This is a genomic window from Mesorhizobium sp. CU3 (assembly GCF_006442965.1).
GTDB lineage: Bacteria > Pseudomonadota > Alphaproteobacteria > Rhizobiales > Rhizobiaceae > Mesorhizobium.
Genome location: NZ_VFWX01000011.1, coordinates 1 through 20,855, shown reverse-complemented (window position 1 = coordinate 20,855; position 20,855 = coordinate 1). Strand labels below are relative to the sequence as shown.

16 protein-coding genes are annotated in these 20,855 nt (G+C 64.1%); 13 read left to right on the top strand and 3 right to left on the bottom strand.

The window, feature by feature from the left end:
* Positions 1-3: 3 nt before the first annotated feature.
* The 3 genes from FJ988_RS17870 to FJ988_RS17860 all read right to left on the bottom strand — a co-directional run bounded on the left by FJ988_RS17870 (position 4) and on the right by FJ988_RS17860 (position 4,617).
* Positions 4-3,012, bottom strand: coding sequence for a sarcosine oxidase subunit alpha (locus FJ988_RS17870; RefSeq protein ID WP_140819671.1), 3,009 nt, complete (start codon positions 3,010-3,012; stop codon positions 4-6).
* Complete coding sequence (locus FJ988_RS17865; RefSeq protein WP_140819670.1) at positions 3,009-3,287, bottom strand: sarcosine oxidase subunit delta; 279 nt, start codon at positions 3,285-3,287, stop codon at positions 3,009-3,011. Before FJ988_RS17865 ends, FJ988_RS17870 begins: the two co-directional genes overlap by 4 nt.
* Positions 3,288-3,357: 70 nt before the next feature.
* Positions 3,358-4,617: a sarcosine oxidase subunit beta gene (locus tag FJ988_RS17860; RefSeq protein ID WP_140819669.1), complete on the bottom strand. Its 1,260-nt coding sequence runs from the start codon at positions 4,615-4,617 to the stop codon at positions 3,358-3,360.
* 205 nt (positions 4,618-4,822) lie between these two features.
* Here FJ988_RS17860 and FJ988_RS17855 point away from each other — a divergent pair, with 205 nt between their 5' ends.
* From FJ988_RS17855 to FJ988_RS17795, 13 genes are all read left to right on the top strand, one after another.
* Entirely contained in the window at positions 4,823-7,312 is a 2,490-nt protein-coding gene (locus FJ988_RS17855) for a mechanosensitive ion channel family protein (RefSeq protein ID WP_140819668.1), read from the top strand.
* Between the two features lie 147 nt (positions 7,313-7,459).
* Positions 7,460-7,723: a hypothetical protein gene (locus FJ988_RS17850; RefSeq protein ID WP_140819667.1), complete on the top strand. Its 264-nt coding sequence runs from the start codon at positions 7,460-7,462 to the stop codon at positions 7,721-7,723.
* Positions 7,724-7,957: 234 nt separating this feature from the next.
* Entirely contained in the window at positions 7,958-9,391 is a 1,434-nt protein-coding gene (locus FJ988_RS17845; RefSeq protein WP_140819666.1) for a UbiA family prenyltransferase, read from the top strand.
* On the top strand, positions 9,391-10,743 hold the full coding sequence (locus FJ988_RS17840) for an FAD-binding oxidoreductase (protein WP_140819665.1): 1,353 nt from the start codon (positions 9,391-9,393) through the stop codon (positions 10,741-10,743). Before FJ988_RS17845 ends, FJ988_RS17840 begins: the two co-directional genes overlap by 1 nt.
* A 122-nt stretch (positions 10,744-10,865) precedes the next feature.
* The gene (locus FJ988_RS17835) at positions 10,866-11,300 is read left to right on the top strand and encodes an EamA family transporter (RefSeq protein ID WP_140819664.1); all 435 of its coding nucleotides are present in this window, start codon (positions 10,866-10,868) and stop codon (positions 11,298-11,300) included.
* Positions 11,297-12,304, top strand: coding sequence for an NAD(P)-dependent oxidoreductase (locus FJ988_RS17830; RefSeq protein ID WP_140819663.1), 1,008 nt, complete (start codon positions 11,297-11,299; stop codon positions 12,302-12,304). Before FJ988_RS17835 ends, FJ988_RS17830 begins: the two co-directional genes overlap by 4 nt.
* A 55-nt stretch (positions 12,305-12,359) precedes the next feature.
* Positions 12,360-13,802, top strand: coding sequence for an aspartate aminotransferase family protein (locus FJ988_RS17825; RefSeq protein ID WP_181183584.1), 1,443 nt, complete (start codon positions 12,360-12,362; stop codon positions 13,800-13,802).
* An 18-nt stretch (positions 13,803-13,820) separates the two neighbouring features.
* Entirely contained in the window at positions 13,821-15,053 is a 1,233-nt protein-coding gene (locus FJ988_RS17820) for a hypothetical protein (RefSeq protein ID WP_140819661.1), read from the top strand.
* On the top strand, positions 15,050-15,802 hold the full coding sequence (locus FJ988_RS17815; protein WP_140819660.1) for an FkbM family methyltransferase: 753 nt from the start codon (positions 15,050-15,052) through the stop codon (positions 15,800-15,802). Before FJ988_RS17820 ends, FJ988_RS17815 begins: the two co-directional genes overlap by 4 nt.
* Before the next feature lie 155 nt (positions 15,803-15,957).
* Positions 15,958-18,519 carry an FAD-dependent oxidoreductase gene (locus FJ988_RS17810; RefSeq protein ID WP_140819659.1) on the top strand — a complete coding sequence of 854 codons (2,562 nt, stop codon included), beginning with the start codon at positions 15,958-15,960 and terminating at the stop codon, positions 18,517-18,519.
* Between the two features lie 127 nt (positions 18,520-18,646).
* Complete coding sequence (locus FJ988_RS17805) at positions 18,647-19,588, top strand: phosphoribosylaminoimidazolesuccinocarboxamide synthase (protein ID WP_140819866.1); 942 nt, start codon at positions 18,647-18,649, stop codon at positions 19,586-19,588.
* 77 nt (positions 19,589-19,665) lie between these two features.
* Complete coding sequence (locus FJ988_RS17800) at positions 19,666-20,508, top strand: DUF1194 domain-containing protein (protein ID WP_140819658.1); 843 nt, start codon at positions 19,666-19,668, stop codon at positions 20,506-20,508.
* A 124-nt stretch (positions 20,509-20,632) separates the two neighbouring features.
* Positions 20,633-20,855 (top strand): ABC transporter substrate-binding protein (locus tag FJ988_RS17795; protein ID WP_181183575.1); only part of this gene is annotated, 223 nt, incomplete at its 3' end.

Sequence of the window (20,855 nt, the reverse complement as noted above, 5' to 3'; positions counted from 1 at the left end):
TGCTCAGCCATGCATGCGGCTCCCGTCCGGGTCGTAGAAATGGTTGGAGACGATCTCGACCGGTCCGAACCGGTCGCGCAGCGGATCGGAGACGAAGGCGCGGGTGCCATGCCTTGCCTTGCCGCCCTTGACCAGGGCCAGCGCGATGTACTGGCCGAGCGCCGGCGAATAGCAGCAGGCGGTGATGTGGCCGAGCGAATCGTGCGGATTTTCCTCGTCGAGCTGCTCGACGACATGGCCGCCGCCGTTGAGCGGGCGGTTGTCGAGGGCGATCAGGCCGACGAGCTGCAGCCGGTCATTTGCGACAAGACCCTCGCGGTCCATCATGGCTGAGCCGATGAAGGGCTTCTTCTTCGACAGCATCCAGTCGAGATGCAAGTCGCGCGCTGTGGTGCGGCCGTCGATCTCGGCGCCGGTGACATGGCCCTTTTCGATGCGCATGGTACCCAGCGCCTCGAGCCCGTAAGTGACCAGGCCGAACGGCTTGCCGGCCTCGATCAGTGCTTCCCAGACGTGGGTGCCGTAGCCGGCGCCTGAATAGACCTCGAAAGCCATCTCGCCGGAGAAGGAGAGGCGGCAGATCATCACCGGGACGCCGGCGATCTCGCCGTGGACGATGCCCATGAAGGGCAGCGTCGCGTTGTCGACGGCGGTGCCTTTCACGCAGGAGGCAAGAATGGCGCGCGCGTTCGGTCCGCCTATGGCCGCGCCCGCCCATTCGTCGGTGACGGAGGTGACGGTGACCTTCAGCTCCGGCCAGATGACATCGAGGAAATATTCCAGATGCTGCATCACCTTGCCGGCATTGGCCGTAGTGGTGGTCATCAGAAATTCCTGCTCGCCGAGCCGCCAGGTGGTGCCGTCGTCGAAGGCAAGCCCGTCCTCGCGCAGCATCAGGCCGTAACGGGCCTTACCGACGGCCAGCGTCGAAAACATGTTGGTGTAGACGCGGTCGAGGAATTCCGCGGCGTCCGGCCCCTGCACCGCGATCTTGCCCAGCGTCGAGACGTCGACGATGCCGGCGCTTTCGCGCGTTGCCTTGGCCTCGCGGACATAGGCCTGCTCGACGGTCTCGCCGGCATGCCCATAGATCATCGGGCGGTACCAGAGGCCGGCCGAATACATCCTTGCGCCATTGGCGATGTGCCAGTCATGCATCGGCGTCAGCCGCTCGGGCTTGAGGTCGCCGAAGCGTTCGGCCGCCAGCGAGCCGATCGACACCGCCGTATAGGGCGCGCGGAAGCGCGTGGTGCCAACTTCGAGGATCGGCTTGCCGAGCGCCTCGGCCATGATGGCCAAGCCCGGGACGTTGGAGTTCTTGCCCTGGTCGGTCGCCATGCCAAGCGTGGTGTAGCGCTTCAGATGCTCGACCGAGACGAAGCCTTCGCGATGCGCCAGCCGCACGTCCTCGGCGGTGACATCGTGCTGGAAGTCCACGAAGCTCTTACCCTTGGCCTTGATCTCGAAGACCGGCGCCGGATCGGGATCGCCGGGTGCCGCTTCGACGACTGGGAGGGCAATCGGCGTCGCCGTTCCGCCGGCTGCCGAAACGCCGGCGGCGCGGCCTTCCGCGATGGCCTCGGCGGTCGAGAAAGCGCCAGTGAAAGCGCCGGCGCCAATCCAGTGCTGATTTGGCCAGCGCTGCGTCGGCTTGGGCGGCAGGAAGGCTTGTCGCGCCGGATCCCACTCGGCCTTCGCACCGGCCTGGCTGGCAAGATGGATGGTCGGCGACCAGCCACCAGACATCAAAAGGCAGTCGGCGTGGATGCTGCGCTCGTCGCCGCTCAGCGCGCCGCTCATGGCATCGAAGCGCTGCACCTTGAGGCCGGAGAGGGCCTTGCCGCCCTCGGTGGCGATCACCGCATGGCCGGTGAGCAGCTCGGCTTCCGCCTCGCTCGCCAGCCTGCGCATGTCGCCGGTCACATCGCTGCGAACATCGACGATGGCGACGACCGCCGCTCCGGCCTTCTTCAAGGCAACGGCGGAGGCGTAGGCGCTGTCATTGTTGGTGAAGAGCGCGATGCGCTGCCCGGGCAGCACGCCGTACTCATAGGCGTAGCGTTCGGCCGCGTGCGCCAGCATGACGCCGGGACGGTCGTTGCCCGGAAACACCAGCGGCCGTTCGAACGCGCCAGTGGCGAGAACCACCGTGCCGGCGCGGATCGCCCAGTAGCGCTGGCGCGGCTCGCCCTTGGCCGCCGCTTCCTTGTGGTCGGTCACGCGTTCAAGCGCAGCCAGCGTGTTGCCGTCGTAATAGCCCCACACCGTCGTGCGCGGCAAAAGCCGGACATTGTCGTTGCCTTCGAGCTGGCCGACGATGCGTTGCGCCCAGTCGGCGGCTTGCATGCCGTCGATGGTTTCGCCGGACCAATTGGCGGAGCCGCCGAAACCTGCCTCCAGATCGGCGAGGATGACACGCGCGCCCTGGTCGGCGGCGGCCTTGGCCGCCATCAGGCCGGCTGGGCCGGAGCCGACGACCAGCACGTCGCAGAAGGCGTTCATGCGCTCATAGCGGGCCGGGTCGGGAGCGGTGCCGGCCCTGCCAAGGCCGGCGGCGCGGCGGATGAAATGCTCGCAGAACATCCAGAAGCGCGTGCCCTTCAGCGGGCCGATCACCGGCCCCATGAAGGTCTTGTAGTAGAAGCCGGCCGACAGGATTTTTCCGCCGAGCTGGTTGATGGCGCCGATATCCCAGGCGAGCGATGGGGTGCGGTTCTGGCTGACCGCAACCAGCCCGTCATAGATCTCGACCATGGTGGCGGCGATGTTGGGCTCGCGCACCTCGCCGCGCAGCACCGTCACCAGCGCGTTCGGCTCCTCGACGCCGGCGGCGAGCAGGCCGCGCGGGCGATGGTACTTGAACGAACGGCCGAACAGGGTCACGCCATTGGCGAGCAGCGCGGACGCCAGCGTGTCGCCGGCATGGCCGGTATAGGGCGCGCCGTCGAAGGTGAAACGGATGGTGCGCAGCCGGTCGATCCGGCCGCCGGCTTCGGCACGACGCGGGCTCACGAGCGGCCTCCAGCCTTATGGCCGCCGCGGGCGAATTCGGTGCTCAGGATTTCATGGGTGATCGTGTTGCGCACCACCCTCAGATGCGACCGGCAACCGCCGGAATGCTGCCAGATCTCGTTATGATCGCCGGCCGGGTTCAGCCGATCGTAGACATAGGCGTTCCAGGCGTCGAGGTCTTGCGAGGCGGGCTGCGGCCGCTCGCGGTTGCCGTCGCCTTGGTAAGTGAATTCGATGACGTCGCGCGGCCCGCAATAGGGACAGGTGATCAGCATTCTCTTGTATCTTCTTGTTCAACCATGATCTTTTCCAAAGCCGGTTCCCACTTTTTGGGATCATGGTTCCCTAATGCAGCCGCGGATTGGCGCCTTGGCCTTTGTCGTCGATGATCAGGCCGCGGTAGAAACGGTCGAGCGTGAACGGCGCGTTGAACGAGTGCGGCTCGTCCTTGGCAATGGTGTAGGCAAAGCACCAGCCGGAAGCCGGCGTCGCCTTGAAGCCGCCGTAGCACCAGCCGCAATTGAGATACATGCCGGGCAGCGGGCCGGTGGTGATGATGGGCGAGCCGTCCATCGTCATGTCGCAAAGCCCGCCCCAGGAGCGCAGCATGCGCACGCGCGCGAGCCCCGGGAACAGCGCCAGCATCTCGCTCATCACCTCGTCGACGATCGGCAGGCTGCCGCGCTGGGCGTAGCTGTTATAGCCGTCGAGGTCGCCGCCATAGACGAGGCCGCCCTTGTCGGACTGGGAGATGTAGAAATGGCCCATGCCGAAGGTCAGAACGGTGTCGATGACCGGCTTCAGCGATTCCGAGACGAAGGCCTGCAGCACATGGCTTTCGATCGGCATATGCGAGATGCCGGCAAGCTGCATGACATGTCCGGTGCTGCCGGCGACGGCTAGCGCAACCTTCCTGGCGCGGATGTCGCCGCGCGTCGTGGTCACGCCGGTGATCTGGTCGCCGTCGCGCAGGAAGCCGGTGACCTCGCAATTCTCGACGATGTCGACGCCGCGTCGATCGGCGCCACGCGCGTAGCCCCAGGCGACCGCGTCGTGGCGCGCGGTGCCGGCGCGCGGCTGCATCAGCCCGCCAAGCACGGGAAAGCGCGCCGAGCCGGAGAGGTCGAGCGCCGGCACCAGCCGCTTGATCTGGTCGAGGTTCATCAATTCGGCGTCGACGCCGAGATGGCGCATGGCGTTGCCGCGCCGGGCGTAATCGTCAAGCTGGGCTGGCGTATGGGCGAGATTGAGGCAGCCGCGCTGCGAGAACATGACGTTGTAGTTTAGCTCGTGGGAGAGGTTTTCCCACAGCTTCATCGAATGCTCGTAGAAGCGGGTATTCTCCGGCAGGAGATAGTTGGAGCGCACGGCCGTGGTGTTGCGGCCGACATTCCCGGAACCGAGCCAGCCTTTTTCCAGCACCGCGACTTTGGTGATGCCGTGCTCCTTGGCCAGGTAATAGGCCGTCGAGAGGCCATGGCCGCCGCCGCCGATGACGATGACGTCATAGGAGGCTTTGGGGTCGGGCTTGCGCCAGGCGGGCTTCCAGTCCTTGTTTCCGGTCAGCGCGTTCTTGAGCAGCGAAAAGGCTGAATATTCCGCCATTCTTACCATCGTCCTGTTGGTGCGAAGCGGCACACTATAGAGCGGGCGGGAAGCGCAAAGCCAGGATTGCGCCATGGCTTTTCGACAGGCCGACTTCGGCCTGCGCACCGGTCACGAAACGGCAACGGCTTGCCGCCTGGAATGGCGGTCTTTATCAAGGGCGGGATTTTCGAAGGTATTTCCGGCCGCGAGTCGCCACAACGTCATGGTCTTTCGACTGCTACGCCTGATCCTGGTCCTGCTTGTCGCCGCGCTGGCGCAGCCGTCGCTTGACGCGATGGCGCAGGCGATCGGGCATGGTTCTTCGCAGCTCATCGCCGACCAGACCAAGGTCATCCAGGACCTGACGACCAGGACCGACGGGCTGGAGAAGAAAATGAACGATCCCGGCCAGGACGATGCCGGGCTGGTCGATATCCGCCTGCAGCTCGAGGATATCTCGCAGGCGGCGCTGAAGAGCGCGCTGGCATTCCGCCAGCGGCTGACCGACATCAATGCCCGTGTCGAAGTGCTCGGACCGCCGCCGGCGCAAGGGCAGCCGCCCGAGCCTGCGATCGTCAGCAGCGAGCGTGCCGCTCTCTCCGCCGAAAAGGCGGAAATCAACGCGGTCGTCGCCAGCGCCCAGAACCTATCGATCCGCGTCAACGGGCTGGTCGATAAGATAGCGGAATTGCGCAGCGCGCTTTTCCGCAACGTGCTCACCAAGCAGTATGAGCTGACCGACGCACTGAGCCCGCAGGCTTTTTCAGACGCCCATGACCAGTTCACCGGCCTATACAAAGCCGTCAGTTCCTGGCTGAGTTTCGCCCTCAAGTTCAAATTCCAGGCGATCCTTGCCGCGACGCTGATGGCGCTCGCGCTGGCGGTCGTGCTTTTCATCGGCGGAAGGCGGTTGTTCGGCCGTATCTTCGAGCCCGACCCCACCGTCGAAGAACCTTCCTATCTCAGCCGTCTGTCGGTCGCCTTCTGGTCGACGCTGCTGCCGACCGTGGCGCTCGGCGCCTTCTTCGCCTGTACGGTCCTCTTCTTCAACTATTACAGCGTGTTGCGCGGCGACATCGGCATCTTCCTCAACGCTCTGCTGACCGTGATCGGCATGGTGTTCTGCGTCAACCGGCTGACCAATTCGGCGCTCGAGCCGCGGCTGCCGAACTGGCGGCTCATCCCGGTTGCGACCGGCGCGGCGCGCTGGCTGGTCGGCCTGGCGACGGCGATGGCCATCGTGCTCGGCTTCAACTACTTCCTCTCGGTCGTCAACGAGAAGATGGGCTCGCCGCTGTCGCTGACGATCGCCAGGAGCTTCGTCGCCACCGTCATCGTCGGCGTCATCCTGATCCTGATGGGCCTGCTCAGACCCTTCAGGGCCAAGGACGGATCATGGCGGCCGTGGCCCGCATGGCTGCGCTTCCTCGCAATAGGGCTCGGCCTCTTCACCATCGCCGCGGCAATGCTCGGCTATATCGGCTTGGCGCTGTTCGTTTCGATCCAGGTCGTCGTCACCGGTACCATGCTGATCACCGCCTATATCGGCTTCCTGTCGGCGCGCGCGATCGGCGAGGAGGGCAGCTTCGCCGACACCTCTGTCGGGCGCTGGCTCGCCGAGAACTCCAGCTATGAGGACACCACGCTCGACCAGCTCGGCCTTGTCGTCAGCATCGCCATCAATGTGATGATCGTGCTGGTGTTCCTGCCGCTGATCCTTTTGATGTGGGGGTTCCAGCCTGGCGATATCCAGGCCTGGGCCTACAAGCTCGCGACCGGCGTCCAGATCGGCTCGGTGACGATCTCCTTCCTCGGCATCCTCACCGGCATCGTCGTCTTCGTCATCGGCTATTTCCTGACGCGCTGGTTCCAGGGCTGGCTCGACGGTTCGGTGATGGCGCGCGGCAAGGTCGACACCGGCGTGCGCAACTCCATCCGCCTGGGGGTGGGCTATGCCGGCGTGGCAATGGCGGGGCTGGTCGGCATCTCGGCCGCGGGCATCGATCTTTCAAACCTTGCGCTGGTTGCCGGCGCGCTCTCGCTCGGTATCGGCTTCGGCCTGCAGAATGTCGTGTCGAACTTCGTTTCCGGCCTGATCCTGCTGGCTGAGCGGCCGTTCAAGGTCGGCGACTGGATCGTCGCCGGCGACGTCAGCGGCACGGTGCGCAAGATCAGCGTGCGCGCCACGGAGATCGAGACTTTCCAGCGGCAGTCGGTAATCCTGCCCAATTCGAACCTCATCAACAATGCGGTCGGAAACTGGACGCATCGCAACAAGCTCGGCCGGGTCGACATCAAGGTAGGCGTCGCCTATGGCAGCGACGTCAAACGGGTCCACGCCATCCTGTTGGACATAGCGCGCGCTCATCCGATGGTGCTGAAGAATCCCGAACCCTTCGTGCTGTTCGCCAATTTCGGGCTTGCCGCGCTCGAATTCGAGGTCCGCGTGTTCGTCGCTGACATCATGAACGGCAGCGTCGTCCAGAACGACATCCGCTTCGCCATCTTCGATATCTTCGAGGATGAGCATATCGAGATCCCGTCGACGCCGCGCGCCGTCGTCGAGTCGAGGAAGCAAGAGACCTGGCCGATCGACGACGACAAGATCGAGGCGGAGTTCGCCGAGCGTCAAAAGCTCGAGGCGGAGGCAGCGGCCGAGGAGGCGCGGCTTGCCAAGATGAAGCGCAAGGGCCGCAAGCCCGACCCAACTTAAGTTTGCCGACGCCGGCCGAAAACCGATTGTGGCATGAATGCGGCATTCAGTTGCGGTTCAGGTAACATCTCATATAAGCTTCGATGCAAAGGGCGAGAATGCCTTGCAAATCTTGAACAGAGGCGGTGTGAGAACACCGGAAATGCAATGTGGAAGTCTGTCGTTGCCGCCATCGCTTTGCTGGCCATGGGCGGTTCGGCTTTCGCCGCCAGCGCGATCAACAAGGACGCCCAGACGCGGACCCTGATCGTGACCGAGGGCGGCGCCAAGAGCGAGTTGACGCTCGCGGCCGGCGAGACGGTGGAATTCTGCTCGAATGGCTGCTTCGTCACCTTGCCGAATGGCGACCTCGAGGCGCTGACCGGTTCGGAGACGGTCGAGATCTCGGGCGGCGCCGCCCGCATCAAGTAAAACGTCTCAGCACACTCGACAAAGGCCGGGCGGATGTCCGGCCTTTTATCGTTTCCGGTAGCCGTCGCTTAACGATGACGCCCGAAATACCGGTATGACCGCGCGTTGCAACCGGGCGTTTTAACGTTCGCTACGCCGTCCCCAGCTATATCCGATGCGAGACGCCGAACACGGCGCGGATTTCAGTGGCGATGACCCGTCGCGAAATGGGTCACGCCTGAGCAGGGCAGGACAATGGACGCGCGGTCGGACAGGAACGCAATTCCGCTTGCGGTCGATCTCGACGGCACGCTGATTGCAACGGACCTTCTGTGGGAAGGTCTGTTCGTCCTGCTCAAGAAGAATCCGCTCTATCTCTTTCTGGTGCCGCTCTGGCTGGCCGGCGGGCCGGCTCGACTCAAGCAGGAAATCGCGAGACGCGTCGACATCGATCCGGCCTCGCTGCCCTATCGCCGTGACCTGCTCGACCGGTTGCAGGGCGATCACCGCGAAGGGCGCAAGATCGTTCTGGCCACCGGCACGCCGCGCAAGTTCGCGGAAGCGATCGCCGCGCATCTCGGCATCTTCGACCGGGTGCTGGCAACCGACGGGCCGCACAACATGACTTCGGGCAGAAAGTGCGCAGCGCTTGTCGCCGCCTATGGCGATGCGGGCTTCGACTATATCGGCAACAGCCGCAACGACCTCAAGGTTTTCGACGCGGCGCGCGTGGCAATCGTCGTGGCGCCTGACCGCAGCGCCAGGCGCTGGCAGGCGGCGCATGGCGCCGAGGCCATGCCGGCGCCGAAGCGGACGCTCAAGACCTACATCAAGATGCTGCGCGTGCATCAGTGGCTGAAGAATTCGCTGATCGCCGTGCCGATGGTGCTGTCGCACGAATATTTCAATCCCAATATGATCTGGGAATGCCTGCTGGCGTTCGTGTCGTTCAGCGCCGTGGCGTCGGCAATCTACATCGTCAACGATTTCTTCGACCTGGCGCTCGACCGCAAGCATCCGACGAAGCGCAACAGGCCCTTCGCCAGTGGCGCGCTGTCCATCCCCTTCGGCCTCGGCGCGATCGCCGTGCTGCTTACGCTTGGCGTCGCCACGAGCCTCTTCCTGCCGATCCAGTTCCTGGGGGTGCTTTTAGGCTACATGGCCGTCACCACCGCCTATTCGCTGTCGTTCAAGCGCATGCTTTTGGTCGATGTGCTGACGCTTGCCGGCCTCTACACGATCCGCGTGCTGGCGGGCGCCGCCGCCACCGGCGTCGACGTCTCGTTCTGGCTGCTCGCCTTCTCGATCTTCTTCTTCCTGTCGCTGGCGCTGGTGAAGCGCTTCGTCGAACTGCGCACCACGGCCATCCCGCCGGGCGAACGCATCGCCGGCCGCGGCTATCGCACCGAGGATCAGGAGATCGTCGCGCAGGCAGGCATGGCGGCTGCGTTCTCCTCAGCGCTGGTTCTGGCGCTCTACATGGACAGCCCGGCGGTGCGCGAGCTCTATCCGCATCCCTGGCTGATATGGCCGCTGGCGCCGATCGTGCTTTATCTCACGATGCGCGTCTGGATCCTCGCCCGGCGCGACGAGATGAATGACGATCCGGTCGTCTTCATCATCCGCGATTGGCGCAGCCAGATCGTCGTCGCCATCGGCGCGGTGTTCCTCGTCGCCGGGGGCTGGTGATGCAGGCCAGGCGCCTCGGCAGCTTCGGCCTGGCGACGCCGCCGGCGCGCCGGGCGATCCCGGCAGATGAGGCGATCGCGCTCCTGAAAAGCGGCGCGGCCAAACCCGGATCGCTGCTCGGCTATGGCAATGGCCGCTCTTATGGCGACAGCTGCCAGAACGATGCCGGCATGGTGGTCGACATGCGGCCGCTCGACCGCATACGCTCCTTCGACGTCGAAACCGGCGAGCTGGAAGCCGATACCGGTACGCTGCTTTGCGACATCATTGCGCATGCCGCTCCCCATGGTTTCTTTCCTGCGGTCGTTCCAGGCACGCAGTTCGTCACGCTGGGCGGCGCCATCGCCAACGACGTGCACGGCAAGAATCACCACCGGCGCGGCACTTTCGGCTGCCATGTCGAGGCCTTCACGCTGCTCCGATCCGACGGCAAGACCTACCATTGCTCCGAAACCGACAATGCCCGCCTGTTCAAGGCGACGATCGGCGGCATGGGACTGACCGGGCTGATCCTGTCGGCTTCGATCCGGCTGATGCGCGTGCCCTCGCTCGACATCATGGAACGGGCGACGCGGTTTCGCGATCTCTCGGAATTCTTCGATCTTGCCGAAGCCGCCGACCAGGCCAACGAATATGCGGTTGCCTGGATCGACCAACTCGCCGGCGCCCAGGGGCGCGGGCGCGGGCTTTTGTTCACCGGCAATCATGCGGAGCACGGCCGGCACATCGCGACGCGCGCCGGCAACCGGTTTTCCGTGCCGGTGCAGCCGCCTTTCAACGTCCTCAACCGGCCGTTCCTGACCGCTTTCAATGCCGCCTACCGCTGGAAGAAAGGCCGGTCGCAGGGTCCGCGCCAGGCTGGCTACCAGAGCTTCTTCTTTCCGCTCGACGGCGTGCGCGACTGGAACCGGCTCTACGGGCCGCGCGGCCTGTTCCAGCACCAGAGCGTGGTGCCGGAGGCCAATGCGCGTCATGCCGTGCCGGCGCTGCTCGAAGCCGCAAGGCGGGCAGGGCAGGGCTCCTTCCTGACCGTGCTGAAACGCTTCGGCGGCATCCGCTCGCCTGGGCTGCTGTCGTTTCCGCGGCCGGGCTACACGCTGACGCTGGATTTCCCCAACCGGGGCGAAAAGACCTTGCTGCTGCTTGCCGATCTCGACCGCATCACAGTTGAGGCCGGCGGGGCGGTCAATCCCTACAAGGACGCTCGTATGCCGGCCGAGACCTTCGCCGCGTCCTTCCCGCAATGGCAACGGCTGGAGGCGCTGCGCGACCCGGCTTTCCTGTCGAGTTTTTGGGCACGCACGGCAAAGAGACTGGATATCGGAAGGGGGACTGCCGAAGCCGCAGAGTAGATAAGGTTTGAATAAATCATGGTAAATAGAGTGTTAAACCGCGATTTACTCAAAACATTCTTGTGGCTTCACGAAATGTTTGCAGGTTTGTAATAGGACCGCTCACGGGCGGGGTGGCAACAATGAAATATATCGTCTTCATTCTTTTCACGGTCATGACCAATGCCGCGGCGCAGCTGATGCTGAAGCAAGGCATGATATCTATCGGGCCGATCTCGTTCGACGGCGTCAATCCGATCATAAAACTCCTGCAGATCGTGTTCAGCCCGTGGGTCTTCCTGGGGCTGTGCACCTTCGTCATCTCGATGGCTTCGCATCTTTATGTGCTGTCCAAGGTCGAGCTCAGCTTCGCCTATCCGTTCCTCAGCCTTGCCTATGTCGCCGTCGCGATCTTCGCCTATTTCGTCTTCCGCGAGGACCTCAATGGCTGGCGCATGGCCGGCATCGCCTGCATCTGCGTCGGCACCGTGCTGATCGCCCAGAGCGGGCGCGGGCATGAGGACCAGACCGCTTCCATCGCGTCCGACAAAATCCAGACAAACGAGATCGTTCGATGAGACATGTGATTTTCGGCGGCGACGGTTTCGTCGGCCGTCACCTTGCGCCAAAGCTCGTCGCCGACGGTGAGGAAGTGATCGTCGCCGACATCGTCAAGAGCGACCTTGCGCATTATCGCAACGTCCGTTTCGTCACCTGCGACGTGACCGCGCCAGCCTCGGTGTCCTGCGTCGGGCTTCAGGCCGACGACATGGTCTACAATCTGTCGGCCAAGATGCTGTCGCCGATCCAGGTACGGGCCAAGCGGCACGACTTCTTCTTCCCGGTGAATTTCCATGGCACCGAGCACATCATCCAGGCGATGGACAAGGCCGGCGCCTCGAAGCTCGTCCACTACACGACCGACATGATCTATGGCCACACGGTGGTGCTGCCGATGACCGAGGATCACCCGGTCTCGCCGCTCGGCGAATACGGCCTGTCGAAGCTGAAGACCGAGGAGCTTGCCGCCGAATGGCGCAAGCGCGGCATGTCGATCTCACTGTTTCGGCCGCGCCTGATCATCGGCCCCGGCCGCCTCGGCATCCTGGAAAAGCTGTTCAAGCTGATCGACCTGAATCTGCCGGTGCCGATGATCGGCTCGGGCAGGAATCCGTACCAGTTCATCTCGGTGTTCGACTGCGCCGAGGCCGCCCGCGCGGCCTGGAAAGCCGGCGTGCCGAACGAGGCCTATAATCTCGGTTCGCTCAACCCGCCGCCGGTAAAGAAGCTGCTCGGCGACCTGATCCGCCATGCCGGCTCGAAGTCGATCCTGCTGCCGACGCCGGGATGGGCGGTCAAGCGCACGCTCGACCTGCTCGACCTCATGAACATGCCGATCATGGATCCGGAGCAGTATCTGATCGCCGACGAGGAATGCGTGCTCGACGTGTCCAAGGCCGAGCGCCAGCTCGGCTGGGTGCCGCAATATCGCGACGAGGACATGCTGATCGCCGCCTACAGCGAATACCGCGCAAAGAAGGACGGCCACGCCGTCGCCACCAAACACGTTCCCGCCGAGTAAGGGCGACGAGGGGAGATCTGAGATGACCGTCATGGCCAAGCCGGAACACACCGGAATGCGTACGCTGGTCGACGCGCCGGCGCTGTCGCCCGCGACCATCGCCAAGCCCGAGCTGATCAGCGTCGAACAGGCCAAGGCGCTGGACGTCGCCCGCATCACCGACCTGTTCAAGGCGCATCTCAACCCGGGGCAGCTGCATTTCATGAAGCTGCTCGGCTTCCACAAGATCAAGATCGAGCGCGCCGAAGGCATGTTCTATATCGACCAGAACGGCCGCAAGATCCTCGACTTCTTCGGCGGTTTCGGCTCGCTGGCTTTCGGTCATAACCATCCGCGCATCCTGGAAGCCCGCAAGAAATTCCAGGAGGAGAAGCGCCAGGAAATCGCCATCGCCTTCATGTCGCAATATGCGGCCGCACTTGCGCATAACATCGCCAAGTGCTCGCCCGGCGAGCTCGACATGGTGTTCTTGGGCTCCTCCGGCTCGGAGGCGATGGAAGCGGCTGTGAAGCTTGCCGAGCGCGCTGCAGGACCGAAGCGGCCGAAGGTGGTCTATGCCGAAAATTCCTTCCACGGCAAGACCAAGGGCGTGCTGGCGATCACCGACGGCCAGCTCTACCGCGCCGACTTCAAGGTGGCGGACAATGTGGTGCGCGTTCCCTTTGCCGACATCGTCGCCGTCGAGCGCCTGTTCAAGAGCGATCCGGAGATCGGCGTCATCGTGCTCGAAACCATCCAGGGCGGCGGCGGCATCATCCAGGCAGAGGCGCAATACTGGCAGAAGCTGCGCGCGCTGTGCGACCGGCATGGCGTGCTTTGGGTCGCCGACGAGGTGCAGTGCGGCTATGGCCGCTCGGGCCGCTTCTATGCCTTCGAGCATTATGGCGTGGTGCCGGATGTGACGGCGCTGGCGAAATCGCTCGGCGCCGGCAAGGCGGCGGTCGGCGCCATGATCGCCAAGCGCGACGTCTACATGAAGGCCTATGGCACGCCGAAGACGGCGATGATCCATGCCATGGCGACGTTCGGCGGCATGGGCGAAGCCTGCGTCACCGCGATCGAGGGCATCAACGTGCTTTATGACGAGGGGCTGATCGACAACGCAGCCTCGACCGGCGAGTACCTGTTGCAGCGGCTCAAGGCGCTCAAGGAAAAATACCCGAAGATCATCAAGGATGTGCGCGGCAAAGGCTTCATGATCGGGCTGGAGTTCCACGATTTCTCGCAGACCCTGCCAATGGTGTTGCGTCCCGTGGTGAGCGTGCTCGACGATAAGCTGAAGGGCTCGCTATCGGGCTTTGTCGGCTCGCTCTTGTTGCGCGACTACGATGTGCTGGTGGCCTTTACCGAGTACAACCGCAACGTCATCCGGCTCGAGCCGCCGCTGATCTGCCAGCGCGAGCATGTCGATCGCTTCGTCGATGCCTTCGATAGCCTGTTGTCGCGCGGCATCGTGGCGATCGTGAAGGATTTCGTGAAAAGCCAAGTCGGCAAGTAAAGGCCGCAGAGCGAGACGATGCTGACCAAGTCGCCCCCTGCCAACAACCCTGTCGACCGGCTTGCGGAAGCCGGTCTGGCATGGGGCGAGGGGACTTACGCGCGGTGGGCGGCGTCGATCGGAGCCGTTGCGTTTTCGCTCTACATCCTGCTGACCGCTTGTACGGCCTGGTTCATGCCCGACGCCAATTGGGACATGCTCCCCTATCTGGCGATCGCCGAGGAGGGGGCCTATCCGAGCCCGCAGGCGCTGCATGACTATGCTTACAGCACCGTCAAGGCAGGTGTTTCGGCCGGCGATTACAAGACGCTGACCGACGATGGCGGCGGCTTCCGCAGTCACATGACGGACAATGCCGCCGACTTCCATTCGCTGCTCGGCATGTACCGGATCAAGTTCCTCTATGCCGAGATCCTGTCCAATTTGAGCCATGTCGTCTCGCCAGTCGAGGCGATGCGGTTGGTGCAGGTGTTTTCCGTGCTGCTGTTCGGCGCCATCACGCTTGCCTGGCTGCGCGCGGAAGGCGCGCTGGCGCTGGCGCCGGTGGTAGGCGCTATTCTGATCATGGCCGATTTCGGCGACGCGGCGCGCGCTTCGACGCCGGACCTACTTTGCTCCGCGCTGTTCCTCGGCGGTCTGTTTGCCTATGTGCGCAAACAAGAGGCAGCGACCGCGATCCTGCTTTTCCTGGCGTTTATGGCGCGGCCGGACAACATCGTCTTTCTCGCCATCTTCGCCGTGCTGGTCATCGCCTTCCGCCAGAAGGCATGGGGCGCGCTGGCCGGCTTTGCCGCCTCCTTCGTTGCCTATTTCGCCATCTCGCATTGGGCGCAGCATCCGGGCTGGTGGCCGCATCTGTGGTTCTCCAGCATCGAGCAGCACTACAATATGGACGGGTTCGAGCCGCCGTTTTCGATAGCGGCCTACCTGAAGGCCTTCGCCGCCTCGGTGGTGCGGGCGGTTAGCGTCAACAGCTGGGTCGGCGTCTCGGTGCTGGCCTTGGCCGGCTGGTTCGGTCTGGAGCGCGCCGGCTTCCGGCTCGACCGGCGCGCCGGCATCCTGCTGGCGGCGCTGGTGCTCGGCGTGCTGGCGAAGTTCACCGTCTTTCCGATCCACGACACCCGCATCTATTTCCCCAACCTCCTGCCGCCCTTCCTGCTGCTCGTCGCGCCGCTGACGGCGCTGTGGACGTCTGCAAGCCAGGGCGGCCGGCGCGCCGCGCTGCAGGTCTTTCCCGGAGACAAGTCATGAGCTCGCTTTCCAACCTGGCGCGCATCGTCCTGTCGCTCGGCCTGCCCGCCGGGCTTCTCGACCGCAGCCCCTCGCTGCACGGCACGAAATTTCTCGCCAAGGCGGCCTTGAGAGCGCGCTTCGGCGGCCGGCCGTTCCAGATGGTCAATGTCGGCGCCTGCGACGGTGCGCTGTTCGACGACGTGACGCCGTGGCTACACCGCATCCCGGGCGCGCGCGCCATGCTGGTCGAACCGATCCCGTACAACCAGAAGCGGCTGCGCGCGAATTACCCGGATGCGAGCCGCTTCATCATCGAACCGGTGGCTGTCACGAAAACCAAGGGCACCATCACCGTGCACACGTTCGACGCCGCGGCGCTCGAGGCCGGCACGCTGCCGATCGAGTTCATCGGCTGCTCGTCGGTCACCGACACCAATCTGATGTCGGGCAAGAACGCCTGGGGCGAGGCGGATGCCAACTTCAACAAGTTCGCGCCGCATCTGAAGGACATCGAGGTGCCGTCGGAGACCTTGCAGACATTGCTCGACCGCAACGCCATTACCCATATCGACGCTTTCCTGGTGGACTGCGAAGGCGCCGACTGGATGGTGTTCGAGCAGCTCGACCTCAAGCGCTACCGCCCCGGCATGATCAAGGTCGAGGTCGGCGCGCTGCCGGCGGCCGAGATCGGCCAGGTCGTGGTCAAGCTCAAGACCGCCGGCTACCAGGTCGGCTTCCAGGCGGAGGACATCTGGGCCTTTTCCTGAGTAAAATGATCATCGATGCACGGTCGGCGCGTTGGGTCGCGCCGCACGTGCCTCGTGTCGCAAACAGGCGGTAGCCCGATCCGCGTCCTCTGCATATTGTGCGCCATTCGAAAGGGCGCGGACGCGCCCGTTTTATCCTTCTGGAGTCGCGGGCCATGGCAGAGTTTCCGAAAAAGGCGAAGGTCGTCATCGTCGGTCTGGGCGGTATCGTCGGTGCGTCCGTCGCTCACCACCTGATCGAACGCGGCTGGGACGACATCGTCGGCATCGACAAGTCGGGCATTCCGACCGATATCGGCTCGACGGCGCATGCCTCGGATTTCTGCTACACCACCAGCCACGATTTCCTGTCCTGCTGGACGACGCTCTATTCCATCGATTTCTACGAAAAGATGGGCCATTACGCGCGCGTCGGCGGTCTCGAAGTGGCGCGCGTCGGCGACGATGCCCGCATGGACGAGATCAAGCGCAAGATCGCTTCGGCCAAATCCTTCGGCACCCGCGCACGGCTGATCGAGCCGGCCGAGATCAAGGAGAAATTCCCGCTGATCGAGGAGCATCTGGTGCAGGGCGGCCTGTGGGATCCGGACGCCGGTCTCGTCATCCCGCGCTCGCAGACGGTTGCCGGCAAGCTGGTCGACCAAGGTGTCGCCGTCGGCAAGCTGCAGGCCTTCGCCAACACCTCGGCCAAGTCGCTGGTGGTCGAGAACGGCCGCGTCAAGGGCGTGGTGACCGAGCGCGGCACGATCGAGGCCGACTATGTGGTCGTCTGCACCGGCATCTGGGGCCGCTTGACCGCTGCACTCGTCGGCGAGGACCTGCCGGTGATGCCGATCGACCATCCGCTTACCTTCTTCGGCCCCTACAACGAGTTTGCCGGCACCGGCAAGGAGATCGGCTGGCCGCTGCTGCGCGACCAGGGCAACTCGGCCTATATGCGCGACACCGGCGATCCGAAGACCGCCGAGGGCGGCCAGATCGAATGGGGTTACTACGAAGAGACCAACCCGCGCCTCTGCCATCCGCGCGACCTGCTCGAAAAGGACCAGGCGCGGCTTTCGCCGTCGCAGCGCGACCTCGACATGGAGCAGATCCTGGCGCCGCTGGAGCGCGCCATGGAACTGACGCCGATCCTGGGCGAGCTGGGCTACAATGAGGGCCATTCCTTCAACGGCCTTCTGCAGGTGACCACCGATGGCGGGCCTTCGATGGGCGAAAGCCAGAAGGTGAGGGGCCTGTGGTACGCCGTCGCCATCTGGGTCAAGGACGGGCCCGGCATGGGCAAGCTGATCGCCGACTGGATGACCGACGGCCGCACCGCGATCGACCATCACCAGATCGATTATTCGCGCTTCTACCCGCACCAGACGCAGGAGCAGTTCATCTGGGATCGCTGCACCGAGACGGCGATGAAGGTCTACAATCCGGCGGTCCATCCGCGCGAGCCCTTCTCGAAGGGCCGCAACATCCGCCGCTCGCCGTTCTGGGAGCGTGAGAAGGAGCTTGGTGGCTATTTCATGGAACTCGGCGGCTGGGAGCGTGCCCACGGCTATGCCGCCAACGAGCACCTTCTGGAGAAGTACGGCAATCGGGTGCCGGTGCGCGAGAACGAGTGGGACAACCGCCATTTCTGGCGGGTCTCCAATGCCGAGCATCTGGCGATGAGCGAGGATTGCGGCATCGTCAACCTGTCGCATTTCTCGATGTACGACGTCGAAGGCCCCGACCATGTCGCGCTGCTCGAATGGCTGTGCGCGGCCAAGATCGGCGGCGACAACAATATCGGCAAGGGCATCTACACCCACTTCCTCGACGAGGAAGGCATGGTGCGCGCCGACTTCACGGTGATCCGCATGGCCGATCGCTGCCGCGTCATCGACGGGGCGGACGCCGGCCCGCGCGACTTCCGCTACATGCAGCGCACCGCGCAGGACAAGGGTTTCAATGCCACCGTCACCGACGTGACGGAAAAATACGTCACCATCGGTATTTGGGGGCCGAATGCCCGCACGACCTTGCAGAAGGTGGTCCAGAATCCCGAAGGCCTGACGCCGGAGAATTTCCCCTTCGCCGCGATCAAGCCGATCAAGATCGCCGGCAAGGACGTTACCGCCTTCCGCATCTCCTATGTCGGCGAGCAGGGCTGGGAACTGCATATGCGCTACGAGGACGGTCTCGCCGTCTGGGACGCGCTGCGCTCGACCGGCGTCATGCCGTTCGGCGTCGAGACCTATGCCAACACGCGCCGCATGGAAAAGAGCCTGCGTCTGCAGAACGCGGACTTGTTGACCGAATACAACCTGCTCGAAGCCGATCTAGCCCGTCCAAAGGTCAAGGAGAACGATTTCTGCGGCAAGGCCAAGCATGTCGAGTATCGCGCCCGCGAGCACCAGCCGGCGATGCTGTGCACGCTGGTGATGACCGACAACAAGGACGCCAAGGGCGTCGCGCGCTATCCGGTCGGCACTATGCCGGTGCTCGACCCGGCGACCGGCGAGACGCTGGTCGACGAACTCGGCCGCCGCTCCTTCACCACCTCGGTGGCCTATGGCCCGACGATCGGCAAGAACATCGCGCTCGCCTATCTGCCGTTTGCCTTCGCCCAGGAAGGCCGCAAGCTCAATGTCGAATATTTCGGCGAGACCTATCCGGTCGAGGTCGCCGGCGTCGGCTACAAGCCGCTCTACGACCCGGAGAACCTCAAGCCGAGGAGCTGAGGCCGATGGGCGAGAGCTGATCGTAACAGCCGGCCTTCTTTTGGAGGAAGGCCCGCTGTTCGGCTTGATGAGCAGGGGGACAGCGGCTTATGTGGCCGCATCAAAAGCCCGCGAAAGCCACACGCCCATGCGCATCCTGTCCGACGCCTTCATCCCCGAGCTGCCCAACCGCTACAACGGCAAGGTGCGTGAAAACTACGACCTGCCGGACGGGCGCCGCATCATCATCGCGACCGACCGCCTGAGCGCGTTCGACATCATCCTGGCCTCGATCCCGTTCAAGGGCGAGGTGCTTACGCAGACGGCGCGATACTGGTTCGAGGAAACTGCCGATATCTGCCCCAACCACGTGCTGGAATATCCCGACCCCAATGTCGTGGTGGGGACACGCCTCAACATGCTACCGGTCGAGATGGTCGTGCGCGGCTATCTGGCGGGGACGACCAGCACCTCGATCCTGACCAAGTACCGCAAAGGCGAACGCAGCTTCTACGGGCACAGTTTTCCGGATGGACTGCGCGACAATGAAATGCTGCCGCAAGCGATCATCACGCCGACCAGCAAGGCGGCAAGCGGTGGTCATGACGAGCCGCTGTCGGAGGCCGAGATCATCGAGCAGGGGCTGCTCAGCCAAGCGCAGTGGGATACCGTCTCGCATTATGCGCTGCAGCTGTTCAAGCGCGGCCAGCAGCGGGCCGCGGAACGGGGGCTTATCCTGGCCGACACCAAATACGAGTTCGGCACGGCGCCGAACGGCGATATCGTGCTTGCCGACGAGATCCACACACCCGACAGCAGCCGCTACTGGATCGCGGCGAGTTACGACAAAGCCTTCGCAAGCGGCGGGCGGCCGGCGAGTTTCGACAAGGATTTCATCCGCTCCTGGGTGGCGGCGCGCTGCGATCCCTACAAGGATCCGATCCCGCATATTCCCGATGAGATCGTCGAGCAGGCCTCGCAGGTCTATATCCAGGCCTATGAGGCGATCACCGGCGCGAAATTCGTGCCCGATCTTTCCGGCGACACGGTGCTGGCGCGCATCCGTTCCAATCTCGCCCGCTATTTTTAAGAAGGTCGGCGCCAGCGGAATCCAGGCCGAGGAATTGCCGGCTTTTGCGGGCGGCGATTTTCGCTTAACCTTTGCCGATGTCTGCTCATGCCCGCGCAAGGCATATCGTCTCAGGCGGCGCCGCCCTGGCGCTGTCGCTTTGGCTGACGCCGGCGGCTTCTCCCGCCGAGCCGGTCGATGTCGAGCTGGTGCTGGCGGTGGATGTATCGCTGTCGATGTCGCCGGCCGAGCTCGAAATCCAGCGCCATGGCTACGCCGCGGCGCTGACGCATGACAATGTGCTGAAGGCGATCACCGACGGCGCCTATGGCAAGATCGCCGTCACCTATGTCGAATGGGCCGGCACGACCTGGCAGCGCGTCATCGTGCCGTGGACGGTGATCGCCAACCGCGCCGACGCCGAACGCTTCGTCGCGCAGCTCAATGCGCGTGATCCGGACAGCGCGCGGCGTACTTCGATTTCCGGCGCGTTGACCTTTGCCAGCGATCTTTTCGCCGAAAGCGGTGTGCAGGGCGCCAAGCGCGTCATTGATGTTTCGGGGGACGGACCCAACAACCAGGGGCCACCGGTCAATCTCACGCGCGACGAAGTGGTGAAGCAAGGCATCACCATCAACGGACTGCCACTGATGACGCGCAGCGGATTCGGCAGCGCCTTCGACGTTGCCAATCTCGACCGCTATTACAGTAACTGCGTCATCGGCGGCCCGGGCGCCTTCATGATCCCGGTCAACGACTGGACGCAGTTTCCCGAAGCGATCCGCCGCAAGCTGGTGCTTGAGCTTGCCGGTCCGGCTTCGCCGCAATGGGCGGCGGAAGAGGCCGCGCACCCGCCGGTGGCGCTGGCCGAAGACCAGCCGCCCGTCGACTGCTTGAGCGGCGAGAGGATGTGGCGCAACCGCGGGTGGGGCACGCCCTGAGGGTTGGAAAAGCTGGCTGAGTTCCAGCTCGATCAGGATGACGTTTCGTTGAAACGTCACTTCATTGACAAGCCTTTGGGCCTCTGTGACACAATTGCGCCTCACCTAAAACAGGGGAACCACCATGAAAAGACCCACCATTTTCGCGGCGGCGATGATGGCCGCCGCCACATTGTCCGCGCCGGCGATGGCCGCCACTGCGGTCACCATCGGCATCAGCGGCTGGACCGGCTTCGCGCCGCTGACCTTGGCCAAGCAGGCCGGGCTGTTCGAGAAGCACGGGCTCGACGTGACGCTGAAGAAGGTGCCGCAGGCTAGCCGTGCGCGGGCGCTCGCCAGCGGCCACC